Source organism: Nocardioides segetis, from assembly GCF_051390595.1.
GTDB lineage: Bacteria > Actinomycetota > Actinomycetes > Propionibacteriales > Nocardioidaceae > Nocardioides.
Map to the genome: position 1 here is coordinate 686,116 of NZ_JBNINR010000001.1, position 15,428 is coordinate 701,543.

At 73.2% G+C, this 15,428-nt stretch carries 12 protein-coding genes; 6 read left to right on the forward strand and 6 right to left on the reverse strand.

Annotated features, from left to right (window positions below; all coding sequences use genetic code 11):
• Positions 1-26 precede the first annotated feature (26 nt).
• Complete coding sequence (locus tag ACPZVR_RS03070) at positions 27-2,072, reverse strand: MFS transporter (RefSeq protein ID WP_436698091.1); 2,046 nt, start codon at positions 2,070-2,072, stop codon at positions 27-29.
• Between the two features lie 58 nt (positions 2,073-2,130).
• Between ACPZVR_RS03070 and ACPZVR_RS03075 the strand changes: the two genes are divergently transcribed.
• Both ACPZVR_RS03075 and ACPZVR_RS03080 read left to right on the forward strand, forming a co-directional pair.
• Positions 2,131-2,472, forward strand: coding sequence for a DUF2200 domain-containing protein (locus ACPZVR_RS03075; protein ID WP_436698092.1), 342 nt, complete (start codon positions 2,131-2,133; stop codon positions 2,470-2,472).
• A 153-nt stretch (positions 2,473-2,625) separates the two neighbouring features.
• Positions 2,626-3,438, forward strand: a complete 813-nt coding sequence (locus ACPZVR_RS03080) for an alpha/beta fold hydrolase (RefSeq protein WP_436698093.1) — start codon at positions 2,626-2,628, stop codon at positions 3,436-3,438.
• A gap of 27 nt (positions 3,439-3,465) precedes the next feature.
• Here the strand turns inward: ACPZVR_RS03080 and ACPZVR_RS03085 are convergent, their stop codons facing one another.
• Together ACPZVR_RS03085 and ACPZVR_RS03090 are read right to left on the reverse strand one after the other, a co-directional pair.
• Positions 3,466-4,002 carry a DUF1214 domain-containing protein gene (locus ACPZVR_RS03085; protein ID WP_436698094.1) on the reverse strand — a complete coding sequence of 179 codons (537 nt, stop codon included), beginning with the start codon at positions 4,000-4,002 and terminating at the stop codon, positions 3,466-3,468.
• A gap of 30 nt (positions 4,003-4,032) precedes the next feature.
• Positions 4,033-5,076 (reverse strand): AraC family transcriptional regulator, encoded by a 1,044-nt coding sequence (locus ACPZVR_RS03090; protein ID WP_436698095.1) that lies wholly within the window; start codon positions 5,074-5,076, stop codon positions 4,033-4,035.
• Between the two features lie 70 nt (positions 5,077-5,146).
• On the opposite strand from ACPZVR_RS03090, the gene ACPZVR_RS03095 reads away from it, so the two are divergent.
• From ACPZVR_RS03095 to ACPZVR_RS03110, 4 genes are all read left to right on the forward strand, one after another.
• Positions 5,147-5,737 (forward strand): hypothetical protein, encoded by a 591-nt coding sequence (locus ACPZVR_RS03095; RefSeq protein WP_436698096.1) that lies wholly within the window; start codon positions 5,147-5,149, stop codon positions 5,735-5,737.
• Positions 5,738-5,838: 101 nt separating this feature from the next.
• Entirely contained in the window at positions 5,839-9,441 is a 3,603-nt protein-coding gene (locus ACPZVR_RS03100; protein ID WP_436698097.1) for an SdrD B-like domain-containing protein, read from the forward strand.
• Positions 9,442-9,450: 9 nt separating this feature from the next.
• Entirely contained in the window at positions 9,451-9,891 is a 441-nt protein-coding gene (locus ACPZVR_RS03105; protein WP_436698098.1) for a YiiD C-terminal domain-containing protein, read from the forward strand.
• Positions 9,892-10,044: 153 nt separating this feature from the next.
• Complete coding sequence (locus tag ACPZVR_RS03110; RefSeq protein ID WP_436698099.1) at positions 10,045-11,613, forward strand: GAF domain-containing sensor histidine kinase; 1,569 nt, start codon at positions 10,045-10,047, stop codon at positions 11,611-11,613.
• Here ACPZVR_RS03110 and ACPZVR_RS03115 read toward each other — a convergent pair.
• The 3 genes from ACPZVR_RS03115 to ACPZVR_RS03125 form a co-directional block, all read right to left on the reverse strand.
• Positions 11,594-12,001, reverse strand: a complete 408-nt coding sequence (locus ACPZVR_RS03115) for a pentapeptide repeat-containing protein (protein ID WP_436698100.1) — start codon at positions 11,999-12,001, stop codon at positions 11,594-11,596. The genes ACPZVR_RS03110 and ACPZVR_RS03115 overlap by 20 nt on opposite strands.
• A 2-nt stretch (positions 12,002-12,003) precedes the next feature.
• Positions 12,004-14,073: a flagellar biosynthesis protein FlhA gene (gene flhA, locus ACPZVR_RS03120; RefSeq protein WP_436698101.1), complete on the reverse strand. Its 2,070-nt coding sequence runs from the start codon at positions 14,071-14,073 to the stop codon at positions 12,004-12,006.
• A gap of 217 nt (positions 14,074-14,290) precedes the next feature.
• On the reverse strand, positions 14,291-15,427 hold the full coding sequence (locus ACPZVR_RS03125) for an EscU/YscU/HrcU family type III secretion system export apparatus switch protein (RefSeq protein ID WP_436698102.1): 1,137 nt from the start codon (positions 15,425-15,427) through the stop codon (positions 14,291-14,293).
• Position 15,428 lies beyond the last annotated feature (1 nt).

Sequence of the window (15,428 nt, forward strand, 5' to 3'; positions counted from 1 at the left end):
GCGCAACGACCCGGATGTGACCCGCGTTACGTCGGCTCGCCGACCCCCGAGCGATCGCGGTCCGGCAGGTCGGGGCGGTCGGCGCGGTCGGCGCGGTCGGCGCGGTCCGGGCGGTCGGTCAGGTCGGCGAGCGGCGTGCCGAGCACGAGGTCGAAGTCGCGCGCCTCCTCCCACACGGTGAGCGTGCGCGCGCCGAGGGCTTCCTGCGGTCCGGCGACGGTGAGGACGTAGCGCCCGTTGGCCGGTCGGGGGACCTCGTAGCGTCCCTCGTGGTCGGTGCGCACCGTCGCGACCAGCTCGCCGGTGCCGCGGGTGATGACCACCAGGGCGTCGACCACCGGCCGGGAGTCGGCGCTGCGGATCGTGCCGCGGAGGGTGAGTCGCTCGTGCAGCACGATCGGCGGGATCGGGGCGGCGCTGTCGAGGGCCATCATCCGCGAGCGGGGGCGCCAGCCGTCGGCGGCGGTCACGACGAGGTAGTCCGCGGGCTGCGGGACAGCGGCGGTGAATCGGCCCTCGGCGTCGGCCTGGCCCCAGTCGACCGCCTTGCCGTCCGGCGTCAGCACGGTGACCACCGCGTGCCGGATCGGGTGGCCCTTGAGGCTGAGGACCTGACCGCGGACGATCTGGGCGCGGCTGGTGTTCTCGGCGCCGGAGCGGTCCGCCTCCTCGGCGTACTCCGCCATGCCGAGCATCGGCACGCCGACGGCCGCGGTCGCCAGGCCCGCGCCGGCCGCCAGCCAGAAGACGAGCTCGAGGGCGTCGAGCGTCGGCAGCTCCCGCCCGCCGACACTCGCCACCGAGGCGGTGGTGATCGCGGCCGTGGCGGCACTGATCGTGGACGTGCCGAGCGAGCGGAGCAGCACGTTGAGACCGTTGGCGGAGGCGGTCTCGGTGACCGGCACCGCGCGCATGATCAGGGTGGGCAGGGCGCCGTACACCATCGCGGTGCCGATGCCGACGACCACGGATCCGGTGACGATCTGGGCGAGATCGGCGTTGTAGAAGACCCGCCACAGGTAGGTCGTTCCCATCATCAACGCGCCCGCGACCAGCGTCACCTGCGGCCCGAAGCGCCGGATCAGCCACGCCGAGGCCGGGGCCATCAGGCCGAACGCCGCGGCGTTCGGGACCATCCAGAGGCCGGTGTGGAGGACATCGAGGCCCTGGCCGTACCCGGTCTCCTCCGGCATCTGGAGCAGCTGGGTGGTCACCAGCATGTTGGCGAACATCGAGAAGCCCGCGAACACCGACGCCACGTTGACCAGCACCACCGCGCGCCGGGCCGCGACCCGGACGTCGACGAGGGGGCGCGGCGTGCGCAGCTCGAGCGGGATCCACACCGCGAGGAGCGCGATGCCGCCGGCGACGCAGCCCACGGTCCGCGGCGCGGCCCAGCCCCACTGACCACCCTTGGACAGCGCGAGCAGGATCGCGCTCAGCGCGACCGAGAGGACCAGCGCGCCGCGGAGGTCGAAGGCGCCGCTCGTGCGCACCGGCGACTCCGGCAGGAGGCCGAGGGTGCCGGCGATCAGGACGATGCCCACGATGCCGGTCAGCCAGAAGGACGCGTGCCAGTCCATGTGCTCGACGATCAGGCCGGACAGCGGCAGGCCCACGCCGGCGCCGATCGCGAGCGTCGCGCTCATCAGGGCCACGCCGAGCGGCACCCGGTCGCGCGGCAGCTCGTCGCGCATGATCGCGATCGCCACGGGGATCAGCGCGACGCCGACACCCTGGAGCGCGCGGGCGGCGATGAGGAGCGGGAGCGCCTGGCTCACCGCGCCGAGCAGGGAGCCGACGACCGCGACGCCGAGCGCGACGACCATCATCCGGCGCTTGCCGTACATGTCGGCGAGCCGCGAGATCGTCGGCGTCGCCACCGCGCCGCTGAGCAGCGTCGCCGTCACCAGCCACGAGGCGCTGTCGGCCGAGGTGTCGAGCAGGCGGGGGAGATCGGCCAGGAGGGGCAGGAGCAGGGTCTGCTGGAGCGAGACGACGATGCCGCAGCACGACAGCATCGCGACGATGAGGGCGGGACTGGTGCGTGGCCGGACGGGTTCGACGACCACGCTGGAGGCACCTCTTCTTCATCTGGACTCGCCGTGCGCCCGGTCTAGGGTGAGGACCGTGCACCGCATCTTCTCGACCAGTCTCGCATCGGTCTACCCCCACTACGTCACCAAGGTCGAGCGGAAGGGGCGCACCAAGGAGGAGCTCGACGCGGTGATCGCCTGGCTGACCGGCGTCGACGCCGCTGCCCTGCAGGCTCACCTCGACGCCGGTACGACGTTCGAGGAGTTCTTCGACCAGGCGCGGCTCAACCCGGCGGCCGGCCGGATCACCGGCGTCGTGTGCGGCGTCCGGGTGGAGGAGATCGAGGATCCGCTGATGCGCAAGATCCGCTACCTCGACAAGCTCGTGGACGAGCTCGCCCGCGGCAAGGCGATGGACAAGGTGCTGCGGGACTGACCTCCGGGCCCGGAGGACGACGTCCGGGTCCCGAGGCGGAGAGCCCGGACCGGGTGCTTGCCAACAGCTAGCACGTCCCATACCCTCGGTATCTGCAACTCACGGTTGCACCTATCTACCGCACCAGCGTCGGTGCGTGGAAGCGAGGTCGCGATGCTTGCCCACGAACGGATCGGCTCGGGGGAGCCGCTCGTCCTGGTCCACGGGATCGGGCACCGCCGACAGGCGTGGTACCCGGTCCTCGACCGACTGGCGCAGGAGCGCGAGGTCGTGCTGATCGACCTGCCGGGCCACGGCGAGTCGCCCGCGCTGGTGCCCGACGGGCGGCCGGTGCGCGACATCCTGCGCGACATCCTCGAGGACTTCTTCGCCGAGCAGGGGCTCGACCGTCCGCACATCGCGGGCAACTCCCTCGGCGGCCGGATCGCGCTGGAGGCCGCGGCCGACGACCTCGTCAGCAGCGCGACCACGCTGGCGCCCGCCGGCTTCTGGCGCAACCGCATCGACTTCGCCTACATCCGCGCGGTCTTCATGGTGCTGACCGGCGCGGCCACCCTCGCGCAGCCGGTGGCGCCGGCGATCCTCGGCACCGCCGCGGGGCGCGCCGCCGCCTTCGGCCTGCTGATGACCAAGGGACACAAGCTGAGCCCCGACGCCGCCCTCGGCGACCTGCGCGGCCTCGTCCACGCGCGGCCCGCGCTGGAGACGATCATCGACGGCGGCTTCCCGTTCGACCGGCCGATCGACCCGGCCATCCCCGTCACCGTCGCGTGGGGCACTCGCGACCTGGTGCTGTTGCCCTACCAGGCCACGCGCGCCCGTCGCGCCCTCCCCGGCGCCGAGCACATCACCCTCCCACGGTGCGGGCACGTCCCGATGATCGACGACGTCGACCTGGTGGCCGACGTGCTCCTGAAGGGCTCCGCCCACCCGCGGCTCGGCCGGGCGACGTACGACGTCGCCTGACCGAGCGCGTCGTCTCGGTGCGCCGGGTTACCCCGCCGCGGCCGGGAGGATCGCCGGGACCTGCCAGCCGGTCCCGTCGAGGATGCCGGGGATGGCGGCGGGCAGGGTGCCGTACATCCGCCACAGCAGTCGGAAGCCGCCCGTCGGCGTGGGCAGCCAGTTGCGTGCCTGGTTCGGATCGGTGGGCCGGGTCGCCTGGAGGTACAGCTCGATCGAGCCGTCCGGGTTGCGGTGCAGGTCGGTGCGGTCGTTGATGGCGTAGCGGTCGATCTCGTTCGGGACGACGAAGCCGTCGCCGTCGTACAGCGTCAGGGACCAGAATCCGGTGGCGGTCAGCGGCGGCAGCGCTCCGGCGGGGATGCGCACGACGTACCGCCGCGCGCCGGTGAGCGGCTGACCGGCGCGGTCGAGCAGCGCCAGCGGGTACATCGCCTGCTCGGGCTGGAGCGCTCCCAGCCCGACCTGGGTGACGACCGCGCGCAACCGGTGGTCGGTGCCGTAGGTGCCGGTCGGCGTGATCAGGTAGCCGTTGTGCCGGGCGAAGCCCTGGCGGTAGCGCTCCATCGCGTCCTGCGGCACCGTCGCCTGGCCCGATCAGGTCTTGACCTCGCGCGCCTGGTTCTTGACCTGCTGCGACACGGACCGGGCGGCCCGCCGGACCTCCTTCGGTGGGGCGCCGAACCAGCGGCGGCTCGCCCGGGAGAGCGTGCTCTGCTCGCTCAGGCCGAGCACCCCGGCGAGCTGGCCCAGCGGCATGTCGGTCTCCCGGAGGTACCGCTCCGCCTCGTCGCGGCGGACCTGGTCGACGAGCGCGGCGAAGGAGGTGCCCTGCTCGGCGAGCTGGCGCTGGAGGGTGCGCCGGTGCAGCGCGAGCTGGCGGGCGACGAGGTCGAGGTCGAGGCCGCCGGTCGGCAGCATGTGCCGGATCAGCTCGGCGACCGCGTCGGCGGTCGCCGACGCCGAGGGGACGGCGATCCGGCTGAGGTACTGCTGGGCCAGCGCGTGCACGTCGCCGTCGTCGGCGAGCGGCCGCTGGAGCACCTCGGCCGGGAACCGGAACCCGTAGGAGTCGGCCGCGAACTCCACCGGCCCCCCGAAGTAGTCGCGGTACGCCGCCGGGTCGCCGAGCGGCCGGTGGCGCAGCCGGACCGAGCGGGGCGCGAAGTCGGCCCCCGCGAGCAGCCGCAGGACGCGCAGCGTCACGCCGAGAGCGAGCTCCGCGGCCTGCCGGTGCGGTGGCGGGCGTCGTACGACGATGCGCCAGTCGAGCTCGACGAGCCGGGTGCGCGGCAGCGCGGTGACGGTGATCGCGATGGCCGGGCTGTAGACCGCGAGGTATTGCTCGATGGCGTGCAGGGCCGCGCCCGCCGTGCCGGCCGTCCTCGCCGCGACCCCGAGCGGGCCGAGGATCTCCAGTCCCTGGCGCATGGCCAGTCGCCGGCCGAAGTCGTCGGCGCCGGTCGCGCTCGCCGCTGCCTCCAGAGCCGTCACGACGCTGCGGTAGCTGACGAAGGTGTCGTGGTCGCCGATCGCGGCCGCGGGGAGGCGGGCCAGGTCGAGCAGCGGGTCGAGCTCGCCGCCCAGTTCGCCGACCAGCTCCGCGTATCCCTGGAGCGCCGTGCCGCGGATGAGGGACATGTCGCTCAGGGTCAAGAAACAGTCGCGCGCTGTCAAGACCTGGGTCCGGGCCCCCTGCGAGCGTGAGGACATGAGCCGCTTCGACATCACCCAGACCAACGCCGCCGTCCGCCGGCTGATCGAGACGACGACGAACCCGCGGCACCGCTGGCTGCTCCAGGCCTACGACCGCCACCGCAACCTCGAGATGGCCGGTCGCTGGAAGGAGATCTTCGCGCCGGAGATGACCGTCGACCACCCCGTCTACCACTTCAACGTCTTCGGCATCCAGACCGTGCTGGACGGCGCCGAGGCGGTCCAGGCGGTGTACGAGGAGTGGTCGCGGACCGCTCAGTGCGTGTTCTACACCGACGACGAGCAGCTGGCGGTCGGCGACAACATGATCGTCTCCACCGCCACGATCTACCAGCAGACGCCGGGTGCCCTGCTCGTCGAGGCCGGCGCGCCGGTCGACCCCGACACGCACTACCTCGTCGCCAACGTCGAGCACATGATCTGGCCCTACGACGACGAGGGCCGGCTGATCGGCGAGGACGTGTGGGAGATCGACGAGTCGAAGCGCCGGATCATCCCGCTCGACCCGGCCGAGGTGCTCACCGTCGAGCAGTCCGGCGCCCTCCTCGCGCCGTACCTCCGGGACCTGCCGGCCCGGCCCTGGTGACGGTCGTCGCGAAGCGTCCGCCGTCGGCGTGACGAACGGCGCCGTCGACCGTTCAGGTTCTCGGGTCGCTTGGTGACCCATCGATGAGAGGGAGTCGCGAAATGTCGGTCCTGCGCGCGCATCGGGTCGCGTCCGGTCTCAGGAGCCTGGTCGGCGCCGTCACGGTCGTGGGCGTCGCGGCCACGGGCCTGTTGGTGGTTCCCTCGCCCGCGCCCGTCGTGGCGGCGCCGGGGGACGGGACCGTCGCGGTCCGCGTCGTGCAGGACTTCAACGCCAACGGCAACTGGGACGACCCGCTGGTCGAGCCGGGGCTCGCCGGCGTCCTCGTCGACTTCGCCGACGCGGCCGGCACCGTGCGGACCGTGCCCACGGACGGCGCGGGCGTCGCCACGCTGACGGCGCCGCCCGGCGCCTACCGCGTCGTGGTGCACAACCCCGACCCGGCCAGGTATCGACCGGCGTTCGCCTCCGAGGCGACGGGGACCGCGGACACGCCCGACGACACGCGGCTGTCGAGCACCGACGAGTTCGTGACCCTCGCCGCGGACCAGACCCTGCAGGTCACGACCGCCTTCTGGGACCCCGCCGACTACTGCCAGGCGAACCCGTTGGTCGCCGACGCCTGTCAGCAGCCGCTCTATGCCAGCAACGGGTCCCTCATCGCCAACGCGGACACCCAGACCCTGTTCACCGCCCCCTACCGCGGAACCGGTGCCAACGTCGACGTCAAACAGGTCAGCAGGCACGCTGAGACAGGCACGGTCTACGGCATCGGCTGGCGCAAGCAGGACCGCCGGCTCTTCGCGGGCGCCTTCGCCAAGCGCGGCGCCGCCTACGGCCCGGCCGGGCCCGGGGCCATCTACGTGACCTCGATCGGACCGGACGGGACCCCCAGCGGGCCGACAGCGCTCTGGGGTGTCGTCCCCGACGCCGGGAGCACCGAGCACAACCTGGACGTCGCCGGCCGACGGATGGACTGGGACTTCGCCGCCGTGGTCGGCAAGGAGGCGCTCGGCGACCTGGATGTCAGCGAGGACGGCGAGCGCCTGCACGTGCTCAACCTGCACACCCGCCAGCTGTTCGTGTACGACGCCACAGCAGCCAGCATGGGCGCGCCGATGCGGGTCGTGGACCTGCCCGACCCGGGTTGCGCGGCAACCGCGGACTGGCGACCGGGTGCCCTGGCCGAGCGTCACGGCACGCTCTACGTCGGCGGGGTGTGCTCCGCGGAGACGTCGAGGAGCCGCGCGGACCTCCGCACGATCGTCGTCACCCTCGACGCCGACAGCTACACCCCCACCGGCACTGTCCTCGACCAGCCGATGATGATCCGGCGGCAGCGCAACTGGACCTGTGGTGGCCCGCTCAACGGGTTCACGCAGTGGAACCCCTGGAGCATGGAGGTCGGATGCACGCCGACCACCGGTCAACTGGTCCACGCCACGCCGTGGCTGGGCGACATCGTGGTCGAGAACAACGGTGATCTGGTCCTCGGCTTCCGCGACCGCAGCGCCGACCAGCACGGCTACAGCCTGCCGTACTTCGCGCCCACCAACTCCGGCAGCACCCCGGACGGGATGATCTACGTGACGGCAGCCGGTGACATCACCCGAGCCTGCCGCGGGACCGGCGGCGATCTCGTCCTCGACCACAACGGCGCGTGCGGGGTGACGGCCGTTCCGGAGACGACCATCGCCGGCGAGTTCTTCACCGGGGACGTCGGCGCCGTCCACCCGGAGGCGGCGTACGGCGGTCTCGCGCTCAGCCGCGCCGAGCGCGGCATCGCCAGCAGCTGGATGGACCCCGCGGGCGCGATCAACACCGGCGGATACGGCCGGGTCGACCGTTTCAACGGTCTCGGCGTCGGCTACACCGCCGGCGGTCGGACGGCGGACTCGACGCCGGTGTGGGGGAACAACCGTGGCAACCAGGTGACCGCCGGCGGCGCGTTCGGCAAGGGCCAGGGCATGGCCGACCTCGAGGTCCTGTGCGATCTCGCGCCGCTGCAGATCGGCAACCGGGTCTGGATGGACCCCGACCGCGACGGCATCCAGGACCCGGACGAGCAGCCGATCCCGGGGGTGACCGTCAACCTGTACGACGCCACCGGGGGGCTGGTCGCGACCACGGTGACCAACGCGCGCGGCGAGTACTACTTCGACTCGCTCCACGACGGACTGCTCCCGGAGACGTCGTACGTCATCCGGCTCGACGACGCCGCGAACTACGGCCCGGGTGCGCCGCTCGACGCGGACGTCGTCCGGCTGACCCTGCCCGATCGGGGCACGGGCGCGGACCAGAACCGCCTCGACTCCGACGGACGCACCGTCGACGGCTACCCGCAGCACGCGATCGTCACCGGCCCGTCCGGCAGTGTGGACCACACCTACGACTTCGGCTTCGGCCCACCGCCGCCGTCGGTCTCGGTGGGCGACCTCGTCTGGCTGGACATCGACGAGGACGGACTGCAGGACGACGGAGAGCCGGGGATCGAGGGCGTCGTCCTGGTCCTGACCGGCCCGGACGGCCAGCCGGTCACGGACGTCGACGGCGACCCGGTGGGCCCGGTCGCGACCGACGCCGACGGCCACTACTCCTTCGACGATCTGCCGCCGCTGCCCCCGGGCCAGCACTACACGGTCTCGATCGACCGTGCCGCCGACGGCACGCGGGCCGCCCTCGACGGCCTGGGGCCGACCGCGCCCGGGGCCGGCGGCCGAGACGAGGACTCCTCGACGTGGTCGGCGGAGTCGGCCGACCTGACCCAGGACGGTGCGCGGGACGCGACGCTCGACTTCGGGTTCCACCCGGTGCGGGTGCCGCCGCCGGCGCCTGCCGCGCCGCGGGTCGAGACGACCACCTCCCACGCCCGTGCCGGGGTCGGGACGGAGCTCTACGACGTCGTCCGCATCGAGGGACTGCGTCCCGGCGGGTCGTCCGTCGGGACGGCGACCCTCCACGGCCCGTTCACGTCACCGGCGGCGCTCGCGTGCACCCCGGCGACGGCGGTGGGCAGTGTCACCTTCGCTCCCGTCAACGGCATCCAGCACACGCCGACGGTGCGGGTGGACGCGCCCGGCTACTACACCTGGCAGGTCACCCTCGCGGCGGACGAGCACAACCGGGCGGCCACCCACCCGTGCGGCCTCGCCAGCGAGACGAGCCTGATCACGCGGGCGGCCAATCCGGTACGGGTGATCGACACCGGCTTCGCCGGTCGGTCCGGTGCGTCCGTGGACGGACGGGGCGTCCTTCCCACGCGGCTGCGACTCCCGGCCGTGGGCATCGACGCGGCGGTCGTCCCGGCAGGGCTGAAGGGGCGGCGGGCGCGCGTTCCGGCCCGTCCCTCGATCACCGGCTGGCTCGACACGTCGGCCCGCATCGACGACGTGATCGGCACGGCCGTGATCGTCGGACACGTCTCGGACCGCCACGACCGGCCGGGCGCGCTCGTGGACCTCGGCCGGGCCCGGAAGGGGCAGCGGGTCACCCTGCGGGACAGCGCCGGGACGCTGCGGGCCTACCGGGTGCGGCGCCTGCGGACCTTCGACCGCGCCCGCCCGCTCCCCACAGGGCTGTTCCGGATGACCGGGAGCCCGCGCGTGCAGCTCGTGACATGCACGGACCGGGTCGTCGACCGCCATGGGCGCTTCCACTACCGCCGCAACCTGGTGGTCACGCTGGTCCCCGTCGGGGGGCAGTAGCGTGGCGCCGTGACCACGCCCGCCGACCTCACGGCCCACGTCCGCACGATGATCCCGGTCCTCGACGCCATGGGCGTCGAGGTCGTCGAGGCCGAGCGCAACACGGTCGCCGCCCGGCTGCCCGCCGCGCCGAACGTCAACCACTTCGGCACGGCGTACGCCGGCTCGCTCTTCACCGTGGCCGAGGTCCTCGGCGGTCTCTACGCGAGCACGTCGCTGGTGCTCGAGGGCGCCGTTCCGCTGGTCAAGTCGCTCACCATCGACTTCCTCCGGCCCGCCACCACCGACGTCGTCTCCCGGGCGACGCTGGCCGACGACGTCATCGAGCGGGTGCTCGCCGAGACGGCCGAGCGCGGCAAGTCGGACTTCGAGCTGGTCGCCGAGGTGACCGACGCCGAGGGCACCGTCGTGGCCCGCACCCGCGGGCTCTACCAGCTGCGCCGGTTCTGATCGGTCAGCTTCGATCCGTGGGGCGAGGCCGGGGTCCCGACTTCTCAGGACCCCGGTCCCGGTGCCGATGGGCACCCGACACGCCTCGGTGCGGAGTAAAGTAAAGGGATAGCCTGAGGCGTCAACGATCGCTGCGGGAGGGATCGACGCCGGATGGACCTGGAGCTGCCGACCGAGGCCCGGGCACTGCTGGACGCGGTGGTCGCCATCGGGTCCGACCTCGACCTGCGCGGCGTCCTCAGCCGGATCGTCGAGGCGTCGTGCCAGCTCACCGACGCCGAGTACGGCGTCCTCGGGATCGTCGACGACGAGGGCGCCTTCGTCGACCTGGTGCCCAACGCCGAGGCGAGCGCGAGCTTCGGCGAGATCGGCATGATGCCGAAGGGGCACGGGCTGCTCGGGCTGGTGCCGCGGGAGCGCCGCTCGATCCGGGTCGACCACGTGGCCGACCACCCGGTCTCGACCGGCTCGTTCCCCGGCAGCCACCCGGTCATCGACCGGTTCCTGGGGGCGCCGGTGCTCGTGGGCGAGCGGGCGTTCGGCCACCTCTACCTCGGCAACAAGCGCGGCGGCGCGGAGTTCACGACCACCGACCAGGCGCTGGTCGAGGCCCTCGCCCGCGCGGCCGGCGTGATGATCGAGAACGCCCGCACCTACGAGCAGGCCGAATGGCGTCGGCGCTGGCTCGCCGGGACGGGCGAGGTCGGTCGGGACCTGACCGGCACGGGTAGTGCCGAGGAGGCGCTCGACGAGCTGGTCGTGTCGCTGCGCGACCTGTGCGGTGCCCGCCTGGTCGCCTACGTCCGCGTCGACGGCGGCCTGCTCGAGGTCCGGCAGACGGCGGGTGACGAGGAGTCCGCGGCCACCGTGGTCGAGAGGTACGCCGAGCAGATCCGCACCGTGACGACCTCGCGACTCCCGGAGCGGCTGCCCGAGGCCCGCGGCCGCACCACGCTCGTCGTGCCCGTCGACACCCGACTGGACGGTCCCGGGTCCCTGCTGGTCGAGCACGCCGAGGAGACCCCGTCGCTGCGCGACATCATGCTCGACCTGGTGGCGGTGACCGCGTCCCAGCTCGGTCTCATCCTGGACCGGCGCCAGGCGCTGCGCGAGCGCACCCAGCTGCTCGTCGCCCGCGACCGCGACCGCATCGCCCGCGACCTGCACGACCTCGTCATCCAGCGGCTGTTCGCCACCGGTATGCAGCTGCAGGGCGCACGCGACCTCGACACCGCCGAGCTGCGGGCCCGGATCGACGGCACCGTCGCGGAGCTCGACGGGGCGATCAACGAGCTCCGGTCGGTCATCTTCGAGCTCGGCACCGGCTCGGGGCCCTCGCTCCTGGAGGACGTCCGGTCCCTGCTGGCGGAGTACGCCGGGGTGCTGGGCTTCCAGCCGCTGCTGCGGCTGCAGGGGCCGGTGGACCGGGCGCTCGCCCCTGACGCGGGCGGCCACGTGCTGGGCACGCTGCGCGAGGCGCTCTCCAACGTCGCCCGGCATGCGGGCGCCGGCTCGGTGAGCGTCGAGCTGACCGCCTCGTCGGCCTGGTTCCGGCTCCGCGTCGTCGACGACGGCGCCGGGTTCGACCCGGCCGGTGTCGCGGCCGGGCACGGCACCGCGAACCTGCGCAGCCGCGCCGAGGAGCTCGGCGGGCACCTGCGCGTCGACTCCGCGCCGGGCCGGGGCACCACGCTGGAATGGGTCATCCCGGCGGTCGGCTGAGCTCCTCGGCCCCGGGCGGCGCCGTCGCGGACGGTCCGGTCGCGAACGCATCGGCCCTGGACGCATCGGCCCTGGACGCATCGGCCCTGGACGCATCGGCCCTGGACGCATCGGCCCTGGACGCATCGGCCCCGGACGCATCGGCCCCGGACGCATCGGCCCCGGACGCATCGGCCCCGGACGCATCGGCCCCGGACGCATCGGGAGCGGGTCCGGCCAGCAGCGGCCAGACCGTGCGCACGACGTACGCGGCCGCCGTGGCGCCGACCATCACCACGAGCAGCCGGGTCAGCGCCTCGTCGAGGGTCAGCTCGCCCTGCGCGGTGAGGACCGCGACGGGCGAGGCGAGCAGGGCGGCGAGCACGAACACCCGCAGGTCGAGCATCATCGTCAGACTCCTGCTCCCAGAGCGGGCCGGGCCCCGGTCGCCGACACCACGGCCACCGACCGGATCTCCTGGGCCGCGCCGAGCTCGGCGTACGAGAGGACGGGGAGGCGCTCGAGCGTGGGCGCCACGAGTCGGCGTACGGCGGCCCGGAGCGCGGGCGCGCAGACCAGGACGGGCCGCACGTCGGTGTTCTCCGCGGCCTGTGCCGCCTGCCCGAGCCCGAGCAGCACCTGCTGCGCCGCGTCGGGGTCGAGGACGACGACCATGCCCTGCTCGGTGGGCCGCAGTCCCTCGAGCATCTGCTGCTCCAGCACCGGGTCGAGGCTGATCGCGTGCAGCACCCCGGCGACGACGTACGGCGCCGCGAGGGCCGGCTCGAGCGCGGCGCGGGCCGCCTCGACGAGCCCGTCGAGGTCCTTGCTGACCGCGGCGCGCACCGAGAGCGCCTCGAAGATCCGGACCAGGTCGCGGATCGGGATCCGCTCGTCCAGCAGGGCGCGCAGCACCCGCTGCACCTCGCCGAGCGGCAGCTGGGTGGGCGTGAGCTCCTCGATGACGACCGGGTGGGTGCGCTTGACCACGTCGGTGAGCAGCCGGACGTCCTCGCGGCCGAGCAGCCGGCTCGCGTGCCGGTGCACGATCTCGGCGAGGTGGGTGGTCACCACCGACGCCCGGTCCACGACGGTCGCGCCGCCGATCTCGGCCTGGTGCCGCAGCTCGGCCGGGATCCACCGGGCGTCCAGGCCGAAGACCGGCTCCCGGGTCGGGGTGCCCGGCAGCGAGTCCAGGAACTCGCCGATGGCCAGCACCGTGCCCCGCGGCGCCTCGCCCCGGGCGACCTCCGCGCCGTACAGCGTGATGGCGTAGGTGTTCGCCGGAAGCTCGAGGTTGTCGCGGGTGCGCACCGGCGGGATCACGATGCCGAGCTCGCCGGCGACCTTGCGGCGCAGCGCCTTCACCCGGTCGAGCAGGTCGCCGCCGGAGCGGCTGTCGACGAGGTCGATCAGGTCCGCCGACAGCTCCAGGCCGAGCGGGTCGACCCGGATCTCCGCCACGATCGCCTCGGGGGAGTCGGGAGACGGGGCGAGCTCACCGGGGACGGCGTCGCCGTCGGCCCCCGTCGCGCGGTCGCGAGGCGACTCGTCGATCCGGCTCGCGCCGAGCAGCATCAGGCCGCCGGCGACGAGGAACGGCAGCTTCGGGAGCCCTGGGATCACGCACAGGGCCAGCGCACCGAAGCCGGCCACCCGCAGCGGCATCCTGCGCTGGAAGACCTGGCCGACGATGTCGGATCCCATGTCGGAGTCCGCGACCGAGCGGGTCACGATCAGTCCGGTCGCGACCGACAGCAGCAGGGCGGGGATCTGCGAGACCAGCCCGTCGCCGACCGAGAGCAGCGAATAGGTCTCGATGGCCTCACCGAACGGCATGCCGTACTGCGCGACGCCGATCGCGAACCCGCCGAGCAGGTTGACCAGGGTGATCACGATCGCGGCGATCGCATCGCCCTTGACGAACTTCGAGGCGCCGTCCATCGCGCCGTGGAAGTCGGCCTCGGCGTGCACCTCGGCCCGCCGCCGCCGCGCCTCCTCCTCGTCGATGAGCCCGGAGTTCAGGTCGGCGTCGATCGCCATCTGCTTGCCCGGCATCGCGTCGAGCGTGAACCGCGCGCCCACCTCGGCCACCCGCCCCGCACCGTTGGTGATGACCACGAACTGGATGACGAGCAGGATCGCGAACACGATCAGCCCGACGATCAGTGAGCCCCCGACGACGAAGTGGCCGAAGGTGTCGATCACCTTGCCGGCATACCCGTCCAGCAGCACCAGCCGGGTCGCGCTCACGTTGAGGGCGAGTCGGAAGAGCGTCATGACCAGGATGACCGACGGGAAGGCCGCGAACTCCAGGGGCTTGTGGATGAACATCGCCACCATCAGCACCAGCAGGGCCCCGGTGATGTTGAGCGCGATCATCAGGTCCAGCACCATCGCCGGCAGTGGCACGACCAGCATGACGACGATCAGCACGATGCCCAGCGGGACACCGAGCCGCGTCAGCGACTTCACGGACATGCGGTGGGTACAGCCTCTCGACGAGGTCGCGCCGTCCGTGGCACTGCGGGGTGGCGCCGTCCTGGCGTCGGTGGCCTCATCGGCCGCGCGCTCCTGTGGATGAGGGGTTGACCGGCTGCATGAACAACCGGTCGACCGGCGAAACTGGCACTGGGCGGGTGTTGCAACACCCGACAAGCGAGGGAATCGCCGGTCGACCGGCGATTCCTGCACCACCTCATCCCGCAGCCGCCCGCCGCCGGCGGGACGCGGCCAGCACCTCCGGCAGGTCGTCGGTACGCCGCGGGGTGCGGTGCTCGCCGCCGTACTGGCCGGCGCTGCGGCGGCTGAGCACGAAGGCCAGCACCTGCGCGACCGCCGCCCACAGCTCGCGGGGGATCTCCTGGCCGACCTGACAGTGCCGGTACAGCGCGCGCGCCAGCGGCACGTCCTGGACGAGCGGCACCCGCTCCTCGGCGGCCACCGACCGGATCCGGGCGGCGATGGCACCGGCGCCGCGGGCGACGACGCGGGGGGCGCCCTGCTCCGGGTCGTAGCGCAGCGCGACGGCGACGTGGGTGGGGTTGACCAGCAGCACGTCGGCGGTCGCGACGTCGGCGATCATGCGGTTGCGGGCGGCTGCCAGCTGCCGGGCCCGGATGGCCCCCTTGACCAGCGGGTCGCCCTCGGCCTGCTTGTGCTCCTGCTTGATCTCGCTGTGGCTCATCCGCAGCTGCTTGCCGATCCGACGCCGCATCATCGCGTAGTCGGCCGCCGCCATCACCAGGCCGGCGCCGGCGACGGTGAGCAGGAGGCGGGAGACCTCGGCGCTGACCTGGTGGAGGACGACCTCGATCGGGAGCAGCCCGCCGACGAGCGGCATCATCGCCTTGACCGCGCCCCAGGCGAGGACGGCGACCACCGTGCTCTTGACGAGCACCTTCGCGCCCTCCCAGAAGGCGTGCGGGCCGAGGACCCGCTTCGCGCCCTGGAGCGGGTTGAGCTTCTTCGCGTCCGGCTTCGCCAGCTTCGGCGAGAGGTAGAAGCCGCCCTGGGCCAGGGCGGACACGACGCCGATCACCAGCACCATGGAGCCGAGCACCACGAGGCTGACCAGCACGTGGCGGCCCGCGTCGCGGAGCAGGGTCAGCGCGAGGGCGATCGACGGGTCCTCCGCGGAGCGGAGCGAGGTGGCCATCATGGTGCGCAGCGCGTCGAGCTCGTGGTCGAGCAGCGGGCCTAGCGCGAGGCCGACGACCAGCAGTCCCAGCCACCCGCCGAGCTCGGGCGTGCGCGGGACCTGGCCCTCCTTGCGGCCCTCCTTCCTGCGCTTGGGGGTGGGCTTCTCGGTCTTCTCCTCGCTGCTCGCGGCCATG